General features: G+C 41.6%; 25 protein-coding genes. 13 read left to right on the top strand and 12 right to left on the bottom strand.

Translation table 11 applies throughout. The features are described from left to right. The first annotated feature begins 3 nt into the window (after positions 1-3). From DX009_RS09725 to DX009_RS09710, 4 genes are read left to right on the top strand one after another with little or no spacing between them, the layout of a single operon-like run. Complete coding sequence (locus DX009_RS09725) at positions 4-639, top strand: hypothetical protein (RefSeq protein ID WP_115083929.1); 636 nt, start codon at positions 4-6, stop codon at positions 637-639. Beyond that, the gene (locus tag DX009_RS09720) at positions 620-2,113 is read left to right on the top strand and encodes a phage terminase large subunit family protein (RefSeq protein ID WP_115083928.1); all 1,494 of its coding nucleotides are present in this window, start codon (positions 620-622) and stop codon (positions 2,111-2,113) included. Before DX009_RS09725 ends, DX009_RS09720 begins: the two co-directional genes overlap by 20 nt. Positions 2,114-2,124: 11 nt before the next feature. Further along, positions 2,125-3,546, top strand: a complete 1,422-nt coding sequence (locus DX009_RS09715; RefSeq protein ID WP_115083927.1) for a phage portal protein — start codon at positions 2,125-2,127, stop codon at positions 3,544-3,546. Between the two features lie 49 nt (positions 3,547-3,595). Continuing rightward, positions 3,596-7,048 (top strand): ADP-ribosyltransferase family protein, encoded by a 3,453-nt coding sequence (locus DX009_RS09710; RefSeq protein WP_115083926.1) that lies wholly within the window; start codon positions 3,596-3,598, stop codon positions 7,046-7,048. 24 nt (positions 7,049-7,072) lie between these two features. On the opposite strand, the gene DX009_RS09705 is transcribed toward DX009_RS09710, so the two are convergent. From DX009_RS09705 to DX009_RS09650, 12 genes are all read right to left on the bottom strand, one after another. Then, entirely contained in the window at positions 7,073-7,708 is a 636-nt protein-coding gene (locus DX009_RS09705) for a hypothetical protein (RefSeq protein ID WP_115083925.1), read from the bottom strand. A 25-nt stretch (positions 7,709-7,733) separates the two neighbouring features. After that, positions 7,734-8,564, bottom strand: a complete 831-nt coding sequence (locus tag DX009_RS09700; protein ID WP_115083924.1) for a phage antirepressor KilAC domain-containing protein — start codon at positions 8,562-8,564, stop codon at positions 7,734-7,736. Between the two features lie 222 nt (positions 8,565-8,786). Next, positions 8,787-9,113 carry a hypothetical protein gene (locus DX009_RS09695; protein ID WP_115083923.1) on the bottom strand — a complete coding sequence of 109 codons (327 nt, stop codon included), beginning with the start codon at positions 9,111-9,113 and terminating at the stop codon, positions 8,787-8,789. Between the two features lie 208 nt (positions 9,114-9,321). Next, the gene (locus DX009_RS09690) at positions 9,322-9,654 is read right to left on the bottom strand and encodes a hypothetical protein (RefSeq protein ID WP_147278678.1); all 333 of its coding nucleotides are present in this window, start codon (positions 9,652-9,654) and stop codon (positions 9,322-9,324) included. Positions 9,655-9,992: 338 nt separating this feature from the next. Continuing rightward, on the bottom strand, positions 9,993-10,772 hold the full coding sequence (locus tag DX009_RS09685; protein ID WP_115083921.1) for an ADP-ribosylglycohydrolase family protein: 780 nt from the start codon (positions 10,770-10,772) through the stop codon (positions 9,993-9,995). Then, on the bottom strand, positions 10,769-11,005 hold the full coding sequence (locus DX009_RS09680) for a hypothetical protein (protein ID WP_115083920.1): 237 nt from the start codon (positions 11,003-11,005) through the stop codon (positions 10,769-10,771). The genes DX009_RS09685 and DX009_RS09680 overlap by 4 nt, the downstream gene beginning before the upstream one ends. Before the next feature lie 3 nt (positions 11,006-11,008). Continuing rightward, complete coding sequence (locus DX009_RS09675) at positions 11,009-11,332, bottom strand: hypothetical protein (RefSeq protein WP_036932256.1); 324 nt, start codon at positions 11,330-11,332, stop codon at positions 11,009-11,011. Positions 11,333-11,336: 4 nt separating this feature from the next. Next, positions 11,337-12,236, bottom strand: coding sequence for a hypothetical protein (locus DX009_RS09670; RefSeq protein ID WP_115083919.1), 900 nt, complete (start codon positions 12,234-12,236; stop codon positions 11,337-11,339). A gap of 7 nt (positions 12,237-12,243) precedes the next feature. Then, on the bottom strand, positions 12,244-12,492 hold the full coding sequence (locus DX009_RS09665) for a hypothetical protein (protein ID WP_115083918.1): 249 nt from the start codon (positions 12,490-12,492) through the stop codon (positions 12,244-12,246). 42 nt (positions 12,493-12,534) lie between these two features. After that, entirely contained in the window at positions 12,535-12,735 is a 201-nt protein-coding gene (locus tag DX009_RS09660; RefSeq protein ID WP_115083917.1) for a hypothetical protein, read from the bottom strand. Between the two features lie 24 nt (positions 12,736-12,759). Continuing rightward, positions 12,760-13,137, bottom strand: coding sequence for a hypothetical protein (locus DX009_RS09655; protein ID WP_147278677.1), 378 nt, complete (start codon positions 13,135-13,137; stop codon positions 12,760-12,762). Between the two features lie 4 nt (positions 13,138-13,141). Next, entirely contained in the window at positions 13,142-13,351 is a 210-nt protein-coding gene (locus DX009_RS09650) for a hypothetical protein (protein WP_147278676.1), read from the bottom strand. A gap of 254 nt (positions 13,352-13,605) precedes the next feature. On the opposite strand from DX009_RS09650, the gene DX009_RS09645 reads away from it, so the two are divergent. The 9 genes from DX009_RS09645 (at position 13,606) to DX009_RS09605 (ending at position 18,788) form a co-directional block, all read left to right on the top strand. Then, positions 13,606-14,187 (top strand): hypothetical protein, encoded by a 582-nt coding sequence (locus tag DX009_RS09645; RefSeq protein ID WP_115083914.1) that lies wholly within the window; start codon positions 13,606-13,608, stop codon positions 14,185-14,187. Between the two features lie 17 nt (positions 14,188-14,204). Beyond that, positions 14,205-14,840, top strand: a complete 636-nt coding sequence (locus DX009_RS09640) for a hypothetical protein (RefSeq protein WP_115083913.1) — start codon at positions 14,205-14,207, stop codon at positions 14,838-14,840. Between the two features lie 21 nt (positions 14,841-14,861). Then, complete coding sequence (locus DX009_RS09635) at positions 14,862-16,001, top strand: major capsid protein (RefSeq protein WP_115083912.1); 1,140 nt, start codon at positions 14,862-14,864, stop codon at positions 15,999-16,001. A 15-nt stretch (positions 16,002-16,016) separates the two neighbouring features. Beyond that, the gene (locus DX009_RS09630; RefSeq protein ID WP_061450360.1) at positions 16,017-16,364 is read left to right on the top strand and encodes a DUF6706 family protein; all 348 of its coding nucleotides are present in this window, start codon (positions 16,017-16,019) and stop codon (positions 16,362-16,364) included. 2 nt (positions 16,365-16,366) lie between these two features. Beyond that, positions 16,367-16,690 carry a hypothetical protein gene (locus tag DX009_RS09625; protein WP_061450359.1) on the top strand — a complete coding sequence of 108 codons (324 nt, stop codon included), beginning with the start codon at positions 16,367-16,369 and terminating at the stop codon, positions 16,688-16,690. Next, positions 16,671-17,156 carry a hypothetical protein gene (locus DX009_RS09620; protein ID WP_061450358.1) on the top strand — a complete coding sequence of 162 codons (486 nt, stop codon included), beginning with the start codon at positions 16,671-16,673 and terminating at the stop codon, positions 17,154-17,156. Before DX009_RS09625 ends, DX009_RS09620 begins: the two co-directional genes overlap by 20 nt. Before the next feature lies 1 nt (position 17,157). After that, entirely contained in the window at positions 17,158-17,625 is a 468-nt protein-coding gene (locus tag DX009_RS09615; RefSeq protein WP_115083911.1) for a hypothetical protein, read from the top strand. Between the two features lie 11 nt (positions 17,626-17,636). Then, a complete protein-coding gene (locus tag DX009_RS09610) occupies positions 17,637-18,155 on the top strand; it encodes a hypothetical protein (protein ID WP_061450356.1) in 519 nt (172 codons plus the stop codon). Positions 18,156-18,233: 78 nt separating this feature from the next. Then, positions 18,234-18,788 (top strand): hypothetical protein, encoded by a 555-nt coding sequence (locus DX009_RS09605; protein WP_115083910.1) that lies wholly within the window; start codon positions 18,234-18,236, stop codon positions 18,786-18,788. Positions 18,789-18,815: the final 27 nt, after the last annotated feature.

Genomic DNA, 18,815 nt, shown 5'->3' with positions numbered 1-18,815 from the left:
GTTATGGATATTAAAGAACTTAACGACCGACAGCACCGCAAGCAGAGGCAACTAAGAGAGGCACGCCTTGAAATAGTAGCACAACTCTACAAGCGAGGTTACAGCGTGCGCAAGATTGCTAAGGAGGTGCAAGCAAGGTTACAGCTGGAGAAATTGCCAAACCCCTCTACAATACAGAGCGACATTAAGAAGCTGCTCAATGAGTGGAGAGAGTACAGGCTGGATAACATAGAGGATAGAATGCAGTTAGAGCTTGAGCGTATAGATGATTGCATTATAGAGCTATGGAGTGCGTGGGAGAAAAGCAAAACAGACTACACGCAGGAGCAAGCCAAGCAGAAAGGCAGCCCTATTGCTGGAGATGCAAAGAAGCATAGCATAACAGAGATAGAGCAGCAACGCAAGGAGATACGCAAATTTGGCGATGTTAGCTACATCACAGAGATACGGCAACAACTGGCAGAGAGGCGCAAATTACTGGGCTTGTATGCACCCGATAAGAGGGAGGTTACAGGTGCTAATGGCACACCATTAAACCCAGCCAACACACAGGCGAAATTAAACATCGAGGATTTGAGCGAGGAGGAGCTAACCACGCTCTATAAGATTGCTGCAAAGCGTGATAAAAAAGAACAATAACATAGTACCCACAGATGAGCTGCTTAACGAGGTGCAGGCTTATATGTGCAAGAAGCGTTTTTACAGATTTGTAGAAACGTTTTGGTCGGTTATTATCCCCGAAGAACCAGTATTTAACTGGCATATCCAGTACTTGTGTGATGAGTTGCAAAAGCTGGCAGATTGCATAGTAAAGCGTTTGCCAAAGCCATACGACCTAATCATAAATATACCCCCTGGCACTACTAAGAGTACCATAGCTACTATTATGTTCCCAGCGTGGTTATGGACACTTGATGCTACATTGCGTGTTATCTCCAGCTCGTATAGCTCTGATGTGAGTTTAGACCAAGCGCAAAAGAGTAAGGATATTATTACGAGTGAGAAGTATAGAGAGCTTTTCCCACAAGTTGCCATAAGGCGTGATAAATCGGGTAAAGGTTTTTATGGCAACACAGCTGGAGGAGAGCGTTATGTTACCTCTACTGGCTCTGCTGTAACTGGTAAGCACGCACACATTATCATCAACGACGACCCACAGAACCCAAAACAGGCGGATAGTGAGCCGTTACGCTTACAGGCAACAGAATTTACCAAAACTCTCTCCACTCGTAAGGTAAACAAAAAGAACACCCCTACAATTACCATTATGCAGAGGTTGCACGAGGAAGATGTAACAGGTTATTTGCTCAAAAAGAAAGCTGACAAAATAAAGCACATTTGCCTACCAGCAGAGGTAAGCGATAATGTAAAGCCAGCAGAGCTTAAAGAGCGTTATGTAAATGGGCTATTAGACCCAGTGCGATTAGATGCAGAGGTATTGAGTGAGGCAAGGGTTGATTTGGGTACACGAGGCTATGCAGGGCAATATGAGCAAACCCCAGCCAGTGCAAAGGGTAACATAATACAAAAGGATTGGTTTCAACACATTAGCCGTGCGCAATTCGAGGCTATGCGAGGGGGCGCAACAATGCACTTTTTCCTTGATACGGCTTTTGATGAGCGCAAAAAGAAAACAGACAACGACCCCAGCGGTATATTGGCTTGTTGCAAGATTGGGCAACAGTTGTTCATCTATCACGCTCAAAAGGTGTGGAAAACATTTCCCGACCTCATAGCCTTTTTGCCCGACTATTGCCAAACGTGGGGCTTTAATAAACGCAACAGTACGTTGCGCATTGAGCCAAAGGCAAACGGTATAAGCGTTGTGCAGCAGCTAAGAGCCAGTACGGACTTAAACGTAACAAAAACACCAACTCCAACGGATAGCAAGGCAACAAGGCTTTCAACTTGCAGCCCAAAAGTTGAGTGTGGGCGTGTAGTGCTGGTAGATGGCGATTGGGTTGAGGACTTTGTGGAGGAGGTTGCAGGTTTCCCTACACAGGTACACGATGAGTATGTGGATATTCTCTGCTATGCAATAGACCATTTACTCATTAGGGAGCTTGAGCTACCAAATGGGCTTACAAAGCAAATGTTCAATGGTATATTATAAAATTTATAGATATGAGTGTTATTGATTTATTTTTTAGCAAATTCAAAACGGCTGTTGGCTACCAACAATCGTTTGAGGAGCTTGTAAATGCTGGCAACATCGGAGGTGCATTATCTCTAATGAGTAACGACAACATTGAGCAAACAAAAGCTCTCAAAGAGTATAACATTGAAACGCACCCCATTATGGAGCGTATGGATAAGGCTACTTTTGATAAGAACGGCAATTTTACAGGCTGGGTAAAGAGGTGGAAACTCCCTCTCTCCTATCCAAAGTACATTAACGAAATGGCTGTTGTTTTCATCTATGGTCGCCCTGTACAGTGGGTACAATGCTCAAAGGAAACGGATAGAGCTTACAAGGCTTATACCGACTTTATAGATGATACGCACTTTAACGCACGCATTAGGCAGGCAAAGCGTTTGGCAGGTGCAGAGAAAAAGAGTGCGTTGCTCTTTCACTGTTACCGCAACAAGGAGGGTAAGGCTGATTGCCTCATTAAGGTATTGGCAAAATCGCTGGGCGATGATATTTACTACATAAAAGACCAGTACGACCGCTTATTGTACTTTGCACGAGGCTACTACCTACGAGATAGGGGTAATAGCACAAGCTACTATGTGGATATATACACCGACAACTACACATACCATTGCAAACGTGCCTCTATGGGCTGGGAGGTTGAACAAGAAATCAACTATGCAGGTAAAAAGCCTATTATACTCTTTGAGCAGGAAAAGGAATGGGACGGAGCTACTGCCATTATGGAACGCCAAGAGTATATGAAAAGCCGTACAGCCGATGTAAACGACTATATGGCAGACCCTGCACTGGTGGCTACTGCTGATGTTGTAAAGGGTTTGCCCGAAAAGGACACAGAAAACAAATTGTATGTGCTGGGAGAAAAGGGAGAACTCAAATACCTTGTACCTGATACGGCTAATGAGCTTAAAAAGCAAGAGAGCGAGGATAACGAAAGGCATATCTTCCGCAACACCTTTACGCCTAACATTGATTTTGATACAATGAGTAAGCTAACCAACGTATCTGCTAAGGCTCTAAAACAAATGATGGTGCTTGCAGAGGTAAAAGCCTCTATGCGCAAGGAAACACACGATGATTACCTCAAGCGTACTGCCAACCTCATTATAGCTATACTTGCCAATGTTACCAACATTGAGCTACACGATGAGCTTATGAAGCTCAAAGTAAAGCACGAGTACCAAGAGCCATTTGGAGAGGATATTGTTGAGGCTATGACAACTGCTATTAAAGTTAAGCAAGCAGGTGGTTTGAGTACCGAAACTTTTGTTGAGATTAACCCAATGGTAAGAGATAAGCAGTTGGAGAAAGAGCGCATCAAGAAAGAGGAGGAAGAGAAAGAGGCAAAAGAAGCTGAAACGGCAAAAAATAGCGTATTCAATTACGAGTAATAAAACATTTTTGCGCTGGTGCTACTATTTATAAACAAACATTGATACAATGGCAAGATTAGATTATAAAGACATATACTCTAAACTGGGCAAGCGTACCGAGTGGTATGCGCTTGCCGTGCGTGATACCTTTCAGAAGCGCATAGGCGAAATAGTGGCTATGTGTGAGGAGCTGGATATTAACGAAGATAAGCCATTTGCATTTGCGGATTATAAAGATGTAGCACCAGACGTTCAAGCCAAACTAAGGCAGCTATATAGCGAGGTGTACCAATCCTTGCGAGGTAACATTGTAAGGGAGTGGAACTATGCCAACGACACAACCGATAAGCTGGTTAAGGGCTTGTTTGGAAAACACAGCATAGAGGATAAGCACTATGCACGTTATTTCCAGCGCAACAAAGAGGCTATGAATAGCTTTTTTGAGCGCAGGCAGGACGGATTGAACCTCTCACAACGTGTTTGGCAGTATGTGGGGCAAGCTAAAACAGACCTTGAGGTAGCACTTGATTTGGGTATAGGGCAAGGGTTAAGTTCTGACACGCTCAACCGCAAGGTTAAGCAGTACCTTAATAACCCCGATGACCTCTTCCGTAGATTCCGTTATAAGGTTGGAGAGGACGAGGAGGGCAACCCTATTTATGGGCGCAAATGGAAACGCAGGAGGTATGATAAGGAAACAGATACCTTTTACTGGGTGGACGATAACCCTAAGAATTACCATACAGGGCAAGGCGTGTACAGGAGCAGTTACAAGAACGCTATGCGTTTGGCAAGAACTGAAACCAATATGGCTTACAGGACAGCCGACATTACACGTTGGCAACAAATGGAGTTTGTGCTGGGCTATGAGGTAAAACTAAGCCATAACCACCCCTGTACTGATATATGCGATGATTTGCAGGGTAAGTACCCCAAAGAGTTTGTTTTTAAGGGTTGGCATCCTCACTGCTATTGTTACATTGTGCCTATACTCTGCAAGGATAACGAGCTGGAGCAACTAACAGAGGCTATACTTAACGGAGAGGACACAAGTACGTTTGCACCTGCTGGTATGATTACAGATGTACCAGCAGGCTTTACTGGTTGGATTGCAGACAACGAGGAGCGCATACGCAACGCAGCCTCTTTGCCTTACTTTATAACTGATAATTACAAGAATGGAGAAATAGGCAAAGGCTTTAAGTGGTTAAGGGAGCATAAAAATGAGGCAGGGCTGGCAAACTTTAAGAAAGTATTAGCCAATAAAGAGTTGGAGCTTGAGGCAATAAACAAAGTGCAACCGCTCACTGCTAAGGAGTTTGCAGAATGTAGCAATTATGTTGAGGCTGGCAAAGCTGGAGGTTTCCCTATCTGTACAGCTCCTCCTGCAACAGGTGTACAGTTTGAGGAGTTAAGCAAGTTGGCAGACAAAGAGGAATTGGCTGCTATAATGCAAGAGGCTGCTAAGGGTAATAATACCCTCTCAACATATATAAACACAAAAGAGCTTGCAGAGCTGGAAAAGATAGCCACACAAGCTAAGTTTGCAGCCAAAACAGAGGCGCAATTTGTAGCCGTATTAGATAACGATGCGCTGGGAGCTGTAATAAATGGTGACACAGGCTTGTTTGCTGGTAGTCGGTATATTGGTACGAATTATAGTAAATTATGCTCTGTTGCGCTTGAAAAAGGCTCTATCGCTGCTGACACAGGTGCAATTTGTGTTATAAAGCTACCTGCTGGCAGTAGATACCTACAAACCACTATTGGAGGAGAACAAACGGCAATGCTCCTACCTAATACCAAACTTAAAGTAACAGGCAAGGAGGTTAAGGCTATTACACACGCAGGCAAGACCACCAATATAACGCACTATACGTTAGAGGTGGTAAACGATGGGAGCAGCTTCGTAAAGAGCATAGCAGAGATTAAAACACAAGTTGAGGCAGAGGTAACGGCATATAAGAAAGCTATTAAGGTTGCCAACAATGTTATAAACGCAGCTAACAAAGGACATTATGACTTACTGGGCGTTGATACAGCACCACTACAAGCAATCGTTAAGAGTGAGAGCAGAACAGAAATAAGCAAGGCTACTAAGGTGCTGGCAAAGGAAATGGCAGGGGCTAAAAAACTGGCACTTGCAGAGTATGAGAATATGCCTAACCTGTATGGGCTTACATTGGAGTTTGGAGAGGCTAATGCAAAGGTATTTATGGAGAACTGGGCAAAGCACATCGGTAAGTCAAGCATTTACGATACCGATGAGCTATTCCTTAAAAAGGTTATCCAAAAAGAGTTGTATTATGCCAAACTCAACCCTAACAAATATCCCACAACCCAAAAGTTTATATATTTCTTTGAAAAGCTGGAGGAGCAATACAATACAAAGATTGCAATAAAAGCTCTGCAACCCGATGTTGATGCAGCCGTTGTTTTTGCCCAAACAACAAAAAGTACAAAGGTAAAAACATTAGTAGCAGAATTACAGCAACTAATGAGCAGCCAAACGCTTGATGAGAATGCTATTAAGGCTAAGTTAGAAACTGCACAAAAAGAAATTGATAGGTTAAACAAAGAGCGTTTAGCACGCCTAATTAAAAAAGGTGTTGGCAAAGGGAGTACAAGTAAATATGATATGACATCGGTGTACTCTGCACAAGAGGCAAAAGAGTATAACCGACTGCACGCTGAATTTCAAAAAGCACTCTTAAATAATAATGGAGATTATCGAGCAAGTGCAGTTCTACAAGCTCAAAATGCTTTGGCTGATTATGTAACAGATTTGGGTGTAAAGTACCAAAGTATTAACCCAAAATTGCCACATATAGGAGGCTATACAGATGCAGAGGTTAAGAAAGCCATAAAAGACTATTTAACGCACAAAACCAATACCAATGGTTTTGGAGTGTATAGTGGTTCAGTAGGTGGAGAGTATGAAAGTGCAGCCTGTGAAAGTTATGCTAAAAAAATAGGGCTACCAGCAAAAGAACTCTCTATATTACGTAGGTACACAGCAGGTAGTAACTTTGTTAATGAGTATGCGTATAAAGCTGACGATTGGATAAACTGGGCAATGCCAAAAATGAAACAAGCTGGTGTATATGATGAATTTGTAAAGCTCATAGAGGACTACCTAAAAGCCTATAATGGTGTGTGTGAAAAGATGCCAAGATATAATAGCCACACATATAGAGGAGTACGTTTAAGCAAACCAGCTGCACAACAAATGCTGGCAGATATACAGAGTGCTTATAGTAGTGGCAGGGAATGGGTTAGCTTAAACCCTATGAGTACAACAAGGGATATACGAGTAGCCGATGGGTTTGGTACAGATTTAACCTTTCTTGTAAGAGGTAAAACTGGCGTTGATGTTAATCCTATTAGCCGTTTTATGGGAGAGGACGAATATGTATTTAGAGCTGGTAGCAAATTCCGTGTATTGAGGGTGTACAAAGCTACTAAGCCCGACATTGCAAGAGTTGGTAGCTGGTGTGTTGAGTTAGAAGAAATACTTTAACGAGAATACCCGAAGCGTGTATTACTACTTCGGGTATTCTGCCATATAGCTTGTTTCTTCCAATACGATTTGTTGAGGCTCTATAAAATGTAGGCTATTAGCCTCTATGTTGCACAAATACCCTTTAAGGTGTTGAGTAAATACCTCTATGCTGGGCATATTGCCAAAATGCTGTTTGAGGTACATAAATTCAAAATCCCACCAAAAGCCAGCATTTACCTCTTTGTCTGATTTTAAGTAAGACCAAGGATTGGTAGCCTCTCCTTTGTACCACCTAAAATATGTAGGATAATCCTCTGTAACCTCAAATTGAGGTTTATAAAACCTCTCCTCTATACCGTGCTTATACAGGTACTCTATCCACTGCTTGCAGCCGTTTTTAATGAGCTTGTGAGCAAAAGAGTGAGTAGAAAACTCTATTATAGCATCTATAATGTTTGCAAACTCCTTTTGAGGCTCTTTGTATTTCTCAAAGAAATATGCAGGGTTGCGCTCCTCTAATTTACTATATTTGTCAGCTCCATTAGCCCAGTAGTATTCCACATACCAAAACATTGCAGCTATTTCATTATAGCGCATACACCAAGCACCTTGCTTATCATTTACCTCCTCAAAGGGGTTGGTACGCTCTCCTTTGTAGTACCTATATTTTTTATCCATTGCCTGCAAAGTTAGTCTAAATAAATCATTTACGTTCTATCATTGGTAGGATATTGTGCTTTTTAAGCTCCTCATACAAAAACAAACGCCCTTTTTGTCGCCATTCTGTATGCTGCACCGTGCCAATAGTACCATTATGATGTGTTATTTGTATGGTTTTGCTATGCACAAAGCCCATATTAAGGTATGGAGTGTATAATATCCATTGCTTATTTACTTTACGCTGTATTTTGAGGTCTGCCAGCACCTTGTTAAATGCTTTGGCACTCATACCATAGTCTTGCGCTATTTGGGTTATAGTTACAGTTTCCTTGCTGCTCAATATAACCTCAATATAGTCTGTTTTCTTTTGCAGCTCTACAACCTCCGTTGTAAGGCTATCTAATTGCCTATTTTGAATTGCTATTTGCTTTTGTTGCTCTGCATTTTGTTGGCGCAACATTTTCAACTTGCTTGCAACCTCTATAATTAGGTCGGGGTTCTCTACAAGCTGCTCAATGGTAGGTTGTGTAGCTGTAAAACCTATTTGTAGCAGCTCCTTAATCCTATCATTGCACCAAATGGCAAACGCAGGGCTTAACCAGCGTGCAAACTCCAACGCTACATCTTCGTGCATCCAAGTGCCTTGTAATTCGGGATTACCACCTTGAATAATTTGCACTAATCCCGTTGGGCTAATCTGCCTAACGGTTGATAATGAGGAGATAAACTCTTCTGATTGTTTTGTACGCAACCAATCTTTTGTTGTCTTGCCAAAACCTTTTGCCATTTCGGTTGCGTTCACAAACAAGCTCCCTGTTTCCTTACGAAAGCTAATAGGGGCATTGCTATACTGGAATACGGATAAATTACTCATACTGCAAGTGCTTAAATAAAACAAGGAGCAAAAGCCGTGTGTACTAATGTAGGAGATGTACAACAACAGCCTAAGCTCCTTAGATATCTTTTTACAGCAATGCAGCCTCCCCTACCTTGCTGCAAATGCTAAACACTTGCAAATATAATACAACCTTACTACAACTTAAAAAGTTGTATATACAACTTTTGGAAGTAACTTTTATTTAACGTGTATTAACTGTTAGAGTTGCTTTTTAATCTCAAACAAGTTAATTGAAATATTGCTTAAAACATTAAGTACCGCCCAAGTCGTTATTGAGGATAATAATGTTATGATTGACATAACAAAGCCCATTGGGTTAAATACCATCTCTTTATGGTAGGTATATTTAGGGTCTTGTACCCAGCCCATAGTAACAAGCAATATAATAGCTGCTATAACTCCTACAACCAGCACAACAATAGCAACCCCTTTAAGTATGCTCTCTGCTGGATATGATGGTGTACCCTCTTTATTAACAGCTTGAGGGGTTTCTTGTACACCAAGAATTTGGTTAGTATCTTCCATTTTAATTTTGGTTTTTATATAATTTGTAAAAAAACAAAGCGATAAGACTATATGCAACTAAATAAGCAGCATTGTTTACCAGTATAGTAGTAGCATTCCACGAAGCCCCTGTAATATTATGTACAAAAGAAACCATAGTGCAAAGTAGTAGTAATACTACACCAATCAACGCTAACAATGTGTAAGTTTTTAATTTCATAGGTTTATGTTACTTATTGATGTTAGTATATGAAACGGTTGCTTTCCCATTTACAAAGCGGAGTGTGTCTGAAAACAGCCCAGTCCCTTTTTGGTCTTTTGCAAAAATATGGAAATACTCAAGACTTGTATTTACAGTAAAAGATTGCCCAGTTTCTATTTTACCTGCATCTTGATACCCCTTACTCTCCCCCGTTGCTGTTTCGTGGAATAAAACGTGTGTATTATACCAAGTAATACCACTTAAATTAGTAATGGTTTTTAGCTCTGTTTCTTCCTTTGAGCAAGAAACAAAAGCCAAACATAGCCCTATGAGGCTAAAAATAAAAAATAATCTCTTCATAGTTTTTATTCTTTGTTTAACGTTTGTAATTTTACCTCTCCTACTGGTAAGCTCAACAAAGGTGCTAAACGCAGAAACGTAGAGCCGTACCATTCGCTGTCGAGGTTCACCACAAACCTACCTATCCGTTGGTGCAAGCTCTACGTTATGAGCAGATACAATTTGCCCATTGGATAGGTATATAGCCTGTATTCTTTTCGAGGTGGTGATTTCGACAGCGAATTGGCTATAATGTATGTATGCAGTAAGAGTTGAGTACAAACCTCAAACCCAAACATACTGCAAAGATAGCTCTATTTATTGAGTACTCCAAACAAATGCACCGTATAATAGTAAAACTACACAAAACGTTGATAGAATTTAATCAAAATATCGTGCAAGTCGGCTGGTAATGCCATAAGTGCAGCCCGCATAAACTCTGTTGGCATATTCTCTGTGCCATAGCCTGCCTCTGCAATACCACCTGTAATACAACCCAGCGTATCAGCATCGCCTCCGAGCGAAACAGCGAGCCTTACCGCATCTTCAAAGTCTTTGCTCTCAATATAGCACTTTATTGCTTGTGGTACTGTTTCCATACAACTTTCATTAAACCTGTATGTAGGGCGTATCTCATCAAGCGTAAAACTCAAATCATAGCTAAACTGCTGTTCTATCTTCTGCTTTATCTCCTCCTTTGAGTATCGTTTGCGTGCCATAAAAATTGCAGTAGCAGTGGCAACAGCTCCCTTAATACCCTCTGTGTGGTTATGTGTACACTCTGCACTTTTATAAGCCTCCATTTGCACCTCCTCTAAGCTATTAAAAGCCCAGCCAATAGCACCAACACGCATTGCAGAGCCATTACCAAAGCTATTATATGGTTGAGGCGTTGGAGAGGCTAACCAAGCATTAAAAGAGCCACCATACGCCCCTTTGGGGTTAGGGTACTTGCGCCCCCAGTGCCTCATACGCTCTGCATAAGGTTGATTACACATAATTGCCTCTGCTATGGCTAAACTCATAATGCTATCATCTGTAATCTCACTGCCATTAGGCATAAACTCAAAATTATAATCCTTTGTTGGCTTAAACTCGTATGTACTGCCAACTAAGTCTCCAATTACTGAACCTATCATTTTCTTTTCCCTCTATTTGTTACCGTTCTATGTAAAACTAACTTCTGCATCTTGCATTTGGGGTTCTCGTAAACCTCCTCTAAGTTGTAGCGGTTTTGCAGAGTGGTAAGAGCTATACCAACAACATTTGCTGGCAAGGTATCATATATAGCTTTTTTACTGCCAAATAACCACTTTGTTTGCCCCATATAGGGCGTTTTTAACTCTACCAGTATAAACTTACTTTCCTCCATACCTTACTTTTTTAATGGCACATTACACAACACTTTTTTATTACACTCTCCACGCAAGAAATCAACTGCCAGTACTGCAATAGCTCTGCCTTGTATGGTGTGGCATCTTTCAGCTATACCCTCATAACCATTTCTTTGCTCTCTCAATATAGCCAACGCCTCTGTGTACCCCTCTTTTACGGCTGCATTACAGGCTTTGCTCATTGCTTTATCCTCCAAACGCTTACTAATAGCAGTTATGGCTCTATCTATCTCTAAATTGGTTCTTATAATCATAATACCTTTGTTATTGTAGCAAGGCGTACCTTGTTTTGGTACACCTTGCATCTTGTTATTTACCTATGTTTAATTTCTCTACTCCCAGCACTCTCTCTGCTGCATATATCGCATTGCTTGTAAGCTGCCTTTGCCAAGCTCCATTGCGAGGCGACCACTTAAAAACTGCTTTCTTTAGCTTGCTTATGGTTTCTCCATCGGGTTTGCCATCAAAGTACAATCTCAATCTCTCCTCCGAGTAGCAATAAACAACCCTCACACCATTAACCATATCCTCTGCATCTTCTCTATCTACCATATTTTGTAGGCGTGCTATGCGCTGCTGGGCATCTTTGATTTTAGCAAGGTTGTTTGTAAGCTGGTACTGCTGAAAGCCTTTGCGCATAAATGAGTATTGAGGCTCTTCGAGTAGCGTTTTAGCATTTGCCTCTGAAAATCCAAGAGCTACCAACTCATCTAATTTCTCCTCCTCTGTGAGCTTCTTTTTGCGTATAACGCTATTGGCTGATTTCATAGCCTCCTGCAATGCAGTTAGCTTTTCTACTTTGTCTTGTAGGCGTTCTATTTCAGCCCAGCCAGTAAGCCTGTGTTGTGTGGGGTTACAAACTCTATCTACAAACCTCTTTGCCCAGTTATCAAGTTTTTCCCTTGCACCACGCTCCCAATTATTAAGTTTCTCTGCACGCTTAACAGGGAACTTTGCGGGTCCAGTTATAAAAGAGGAGATACAACGGCTACAAGCACTAAGCCATTTAGCATACAATTCCAAGTAGCGTTGCTCAAAGTGTTCGTGCATTTCTGCTGGTAACTTTGCCAAATACGCCTGTAACTCTGTTTCACAATCATTCAATAACATTTCTCCACGCTTTTCGGGGTGGAAACTCGTCCATTGGTGCGCTCTGTACGCAAGGTCTTTAAGTGCCATTACAGAGGCTCTACGTGTAATCTCTTCCATTGCTATATTATTTAATTGGTTGTACAAATGTGATATTGTTATAGTTGAGAAAGCCACCAGCTTGTACGATGCTTTCTAACGTCTCCTTACCTCCACAAGGTGTATAAGGTATTACATCGGTATTAAACTGCAAGTAGCCTTTACCAACAACATAGAAGCCATAGCCATATATTTTAGCTACTCCATTTGGTGTATTAAATTGTACGCCATCTAAACGCACAATCTCCAATGCCTTGTTTAACTGTTTTGTTGTCATACTCACTCTGTATAATAGAGCTGGCTTGCACCAGCCCTGTATTTAACTTATTAACTCTGCATTTTGCCCCACCCACAACATAGCATCTGTACCTTTCCAAGTAAAATCAAATGCTTTGTTCTTTGGGTTATACTTCCCCTCTAATTCTGTACCCTCCTTTAAGCCGTGTATCTCATCTAAGCAATACCTACCAAATTCAGTAGTAATTTTTACACGTACTTTTGCTTTGATTGTTTTTACCATATTCCGTAATTATAAAAGTATTACCTAATCTTCCCACTCCTCACTTATATCCTCCAAATCATCATCATAAACGTATGCAGGAAAGCCCTGTTCGGGGTCTGCTTCGGGTGCTATACCTCCGTAATACTCCCCATTCTCTGTAATAGAGGGGTGTTTTACATTTGGGTTATCTCCACAAGGCGCACCCTCAAACGCAAGCTCAATACCTTTTTCTCTATCCGAGCCATAGCCATTCATTTCTGCCAGCAACTCATAATAGTCTTTACCTCCAAACACTCCGTAACCCTCATAACAGGTTTCCTTATAACGCTTGCCTTTATCATCTACCATATACACTGTAAAAGGCTCATCGTTTACAATACGATGTTTCGTGTCTTGTGTAATCCAGCTAAATTGTCCCATACCATTAAAATTTATCAACTACCAAACCTTTTGCGCACATACTCAAACTATAACCAGCCTCTATGAACTTACTAATTATAGTAGAATTACTCTCAAGTATGAGCAATTTATAAACATTGCTGTAATGGTCTTTAACAGGCACATTAAAAGCTACCTTTATGTTAGGGCTTTCGCTTACCAGTGCAACAGCGTTGCTAAAATCTTCATTTGTCATTGCTTTATAATTCATTTATTCAACTTTTACCCTTAAAAGCGTTTCGTATATTCACGCTTAACTTGATGCAAATGTAGTTTGAAGAAGTCAATACACCAAACATTCAAATGAATAAATCCAATTATTTAACCTTTTGTAACAGTATTCATATTTGACTGGTTATGAATTACTTTCAAAAGTTGTACGTTTATTATATGCACGCTTAAAATAAATAAGACTATATTTGCCACCGATATAAAGCAAATTAGTATAGTATGAACAAAAAGTTACTAGAATTATTGGTAGCAAAATGCAAGGACATGGGGCTATCAGAAGAATCTATCCAAAAAATTGCTGGCATTGCAAGCAATGGTTTGGCAGATGATGCAACAGACGAGGCTATTGAAACACGTGCAAATGAGTTTTTGCCTGTCCTTAAAACAATGCAAGGAGAGGCAACCCGATGGGCGCAAAACAAGAACCCCAAACAACAACAGCAGCAAGAGGAAAAACTGAATGAGGCTTCCATTGAGGCTATTATCAAAAAAGTAACCGAAAACCTCTCTACAAAGATTGAGGAACAAAACACAGTTATCGGCAATTTGCAAAAGCAGTTGGGCGAAAGCCAGCGCAATGTTGTAATTGCGAGCGAGATGCAAAAACTGGGGCTAACAGAGGCAGATATGGAGTTTGTTACAATTCCAGCAGATGTCAATGTTGGGGAGTATTTAGGTAAATACAAGCAAAGCCTTGTTGATAGAGGCTTAAAGCCAGTTGATAGCAGTGTTTCCAAAGAGGAAAGAGAAAAAGCAGAGAGCGATTTGGCGGAAACTATGCTAAGTGAGTATGCTAAGTAATTATTAAAACAAGTGGTATGAAACGTAAATTCCAAAACTATGGTGGTGATAGACATTGCACCACTATGCCACCTGTAAAGGTTACAGGGGGTTTTACGCTCAATCCAGCCCAAACAAACCTTACTGCTGGTGCAGTTGTACCTTTTGGTACATTGGCGTATGTTGATGAGGCAACACGTTTGGCAACGCTCATTAAGAGCGCAAGAGTTGTAGCAATCGCAGGCGATACTAAAAAGGTTACGCTTGAGGCTGATGAGTTTAGCAAGCCTCTGTTTATTGTTGGCGACATTGTAGCAAAGGATTTGGCTGCAACACTTGCAGTTTGTCCTAAGATTACAGCCGTTGCTAATACAGAAGCAGGGGTACAAATCACATTGAATAAAGCTATTGAGGGGCTTACTGTTGGTGATGCTCTGTTTGAGGTTGTAGCCAACGAAGCTAATGTGAAACTGGTTGCAGAGCCTAACTCTATTACCATTGGAGAGGGTTCTGATGCAGAGATTAAGGAGGAGTTGGCAGACACTGGCATTGATGTTACTCGTGATAGTGGCAATGGAGAGGTGTACGCTCGCAGAGTTCCCCCTGTTCCTGCAACACTTATGGAGGGTTCATTGCTCAAAGGCACAAAGGTAAGCTATACCAATAGCCGTTAAACTATGGAGGAGTAAATAACTATGGATTCTATTTTTAGTAAAGTAAGTTTGCCCAGCGTTCCAGTGGATTTGCTGGCAACATTGAGAATTTTCTTTGATAAAGCCTCTCTGCAAAACAAAACTATTTTCGAGCAACTGTATGTTGATAAGTGGTTCGACTACAATTTGCCACAAATGGATTTGACCGCAGATGCAATTCAAGCAACCTACAACGTGCGCTTTATGGCAAGCGTAATTGGTAACGATGCTGCAACTCCGTTGCGCCCTACCGATGGCTTTAAGACCTTTAGCGAAGAAATTCCCCGTATGGGACACCGTTTCGGTATGTCTGCTAAGAAGATGCGCAAAATGCTCTCTATTTTAGAGGCGAGCGGCAAGCGTTATACCGACCAGCAGAAATTCCAAGAGGTGTACAAAATCCTTATGGGAGAGGTTAAGGAGGCTTATTTGGGTTGCAAGGATACGGCTGACCATATCATTTTGCAGGCTATGTCAAATAAGGGTGTAGCAGAGTTTACCCCTACTCTTAATAACCCCGATGGTCGCACCTATAAGGTGGACTACAATATGCCAAAGGAGAATATCCTGAAAGCAACCAATAACTGGGAAAAGGGGAATGAGAGCAAGGTAAATCCTTTTGAGGAGTTGGCTGATATTCGCTACACATTCCAAAACAAGGGTATTGTGTTTGGCGAAACCTGTATGTCGCCCTCTGTGTATGCGTGGCTCATTAACTGTCCTGCTGTACGCAGAGCAATTAAGGGTACAGATAAGAGCGGACAGGCTGTAACACCTGCTGAACTCAATGCAATGCTGCAACAGTTTGAATTGCCAGCAATCACTCTCATTAACAAGCGTAATGCTGTTACAGAGGACGGAAAGCGTAAAACCGAGCTTATCAATCCGTGGAATGATAATGTTATTACGCTCAAGCCTGCTGGCAAGATTGGAGAGGTACAACCTGCATTTGAGGACAATGCTATCATTGAAGAGCCAAACGTGCAGTACACAGATGCTGGTAACGGTATGCGTATTGCCAAGTGGCAAACTGGCGAAAGCACAGGACAAAAGGCAGGAGAGTACACGCAAGCAAGTTGGAGAGCATTGCCTATTATTACGGAAATTGATAGTATTGTCAATTACCAAGTAAGAGGACTTTAATAACAAGCATTCGGTATGACAAACTTAGAGGCTATATATTGCGAGGTTAAACCATATTGTACAGATGAGTATGAGCTGGAGTTTGAAAAGGCGTTATTATCTGCTTGCAAAAGAGCAGGGGTAACGTATGGCATAAAGGACGAATATACGCCCGATAATGAGCGTGTAATTGCACTGGCAGCCATATTCACACTCCAAAAGTATATTACTCTAACCTCCGAGAAAGAGGGCGAATACTCGCAAAGCTATAACGATAAGCTCAAGGATAGGATTTTATTCCTCTGCAAAAGCAACGGTATAGATGCCTCCGAGTTTGCCCCCGATGCAGTTATTACGCTCTCTCACGCTTCTAATATGTTTTAATTATGGGAGGTAGATACAGAGATTTGCTGGAAATAGAGCAAGTAGAGGCTCAAACTCGTAATGAGGTTGGCGATTTGGTAGGCGGTAAGCCTATTTGGGTAACTCTCTCTAAATGCAGAGAAGAACCTGCTAAGGCTGGTGCAGTACTTTCAACAGTAAATGCAAAAGCCATAGAATACAGCTCTAATATATTTCTCCCCAAACACTCCCCAGCCGTGCCTCTCAATGCACGTGTAAGGGTGTTAAGTGAGGCAGGAGAGGTGCAAGTTATAGGCTCTGTATTACGCTACAAAAAATACCAACACTATGCCAAAATATGGGTTTAAGGCTAATTTCGGTAAGGACGATGTACACAGCTCTATCAGCCAGTATGCTTTACGCATACACCGTGCATTAGAGGTTATAATGCAGTATATTGGCGAACAATGTGTAAGCATTGCAAGAGAGAAAGGAACGTACAACGACATTACAGGTAATTTGCGCAACTCAATAGGCTATGTACTGGTACGCAATGGAGATATTATTTGCAAAAATTTTGAGGAGCGTGTACAAAGCAAGATTGTTTCTGCTGCTAATAACAGTGGCATTTTAGAGGGGCAAGCATTAGCAGAGGAGCTGGCAACCAAATATACAAAGGGCTATGTGCTGATTGTGGTAGCTGGTATGCACTATGCTCATTATGTTGAGAGCCTTAACAAAGATGTACTGGATAGCGCAGAGAGATACGCCTTGCAAAAAGTACCAACCATATTGAAAGATTTGAAGAAGCAGATTTACAAGGTAGCTTTATAAGATGGCAAATAAAAATGTAGATAAAATAGTGTTGCGGAAAGGGATGCAGTTTAACACCGTACAGGACGATATTCTGTATGTGGTATTAAACAACTCTAAGCTGGCAAAGGAGCTTACAGGCGTAATAAAGAAAAGCCAAAAGCCTGTACGCACACAGCCACCAAAGGTTGAAGACTGCATCATTAGCAGCCTCTCTATTGAGAGTGGCACAGTGCAATTAGGCACAAGCAACGTAAACATCTATGTTCCCGATAAGATAGACTGTGTAACGCAAAGCGATGCCTCCAATACTGATGCTGACACGCAGCGTATCAAGCAGCTTGCAGGGCTTGCATACGAGGTGTTGGAAAAGTATTACAGCGAAAGCTGGGGGAGTTTCGAGTGCGTTGCGCAGGATGTTATAGAGGAGGCAGCACTACATTGCCACCGTATATGGCTCAAAATAAGATTTAATTTTCATAACCTATAAAAGTAAAGAGTATGGGATTGATTTCATTAGGATTGACCGAAATACAAGTAGGTGCAATTTCAGAAGATGGAGGCGAGGCTAAAACTTACAAAAAGATTGGCAAGACCTACCAAAACACCTGTAAGCTGGTACAGGAATCGGCAGATGTAACAGAACATTACGAGGAGGGACAGAGCGCACCAGAGGTGCGCAAGAGAAAGAAGAAAGTACCTATCCTTACTTTCTCTATAATGGACCCCGATGTAGAGTTTCTCAAAGCCTATTTGGGTGGTACTGTTGCAGGAGATGCAGATGAAGCAGAATGGAGCTGGAGCGATACCGATGAGAACATCGAAGCCAGCATTAGAGCTGTTCCCGAAGTAGGTTTGGTTTACACCATTCCACGTGCAGATATTGAGGCGGTGCTTAACGCAGAAATGTCCTCACAGGGCATTAACCTTGTGGACTTTACCGTTACCCCACTCAAACCAAAGAAATCGGGTGTAGCCACCATTAAGGCAAAGAAGAAAACAAGTTCATTCCCTGGATAACGTGGGGTTGGATAATACCGAGTAAAGCCCACCGTGCTTATTGCATAGTGGGCTTTTTTACTAACAAGTATTACGAGTATGGAAGATAATACAAAGGCATTAGAGGCTTTGGAGGCGGAAAGAAAGGAATTGCGCCTGCTCATAAACAAAGGGATTAGCTTTACTGTGGATTATACAGAGAAGCAGAAAGTAAAAATACCACGCTTCCAATGGTGCAAGTGGCTCAAAAAAACACAAACCATTGTTGAGGATAAGCAGCGTGAGTTTATAGTAAAAGAGCCAACCGCCTTTACACTGGATAGGCTCTCTATGGAGTATATAGAGCTTATTATTGATGAGAATAAGCTAAAAGAAGCACCAAGACAGGAGGCACGCAGGTTATTTGCAGCACATAACAAGCGTATGGCAAAGATTGTGGCAATAGCCGTACTGGGTAACGAGTGGGAAAATGAAAAGCTATTAAACGAGCATACAGAGTTTTTTGTTCGCTGGCTTAAAAACAGCACTCTTATTGATTTGGTGCAGGCAATAGACCTAACGAACAATTTAGCGGATTTTATAAACTCTATGCGATTGTTATCGAGCGCAAGAACGACAATACCGACACGCATAGAGGAGAACCAAGAGGCTTAAACAGCCTCTATGGGCAACGTGGGGCTA

Origin of the sequence: Prevotella pallens, assembly GCF_900454935.1 — a bacterium.
Classification (GTDB): domain Bacteria; phylum Bacteroidota; class Bacteroidia; order Bacteroidales; family Bacteroidaceae; genus Prevotella; species Prevotella pallens.
Note: the sequence above shows the minus strand (reverse complement) of the source record. Positions and strands in the feature narration are given on the sequence as shown.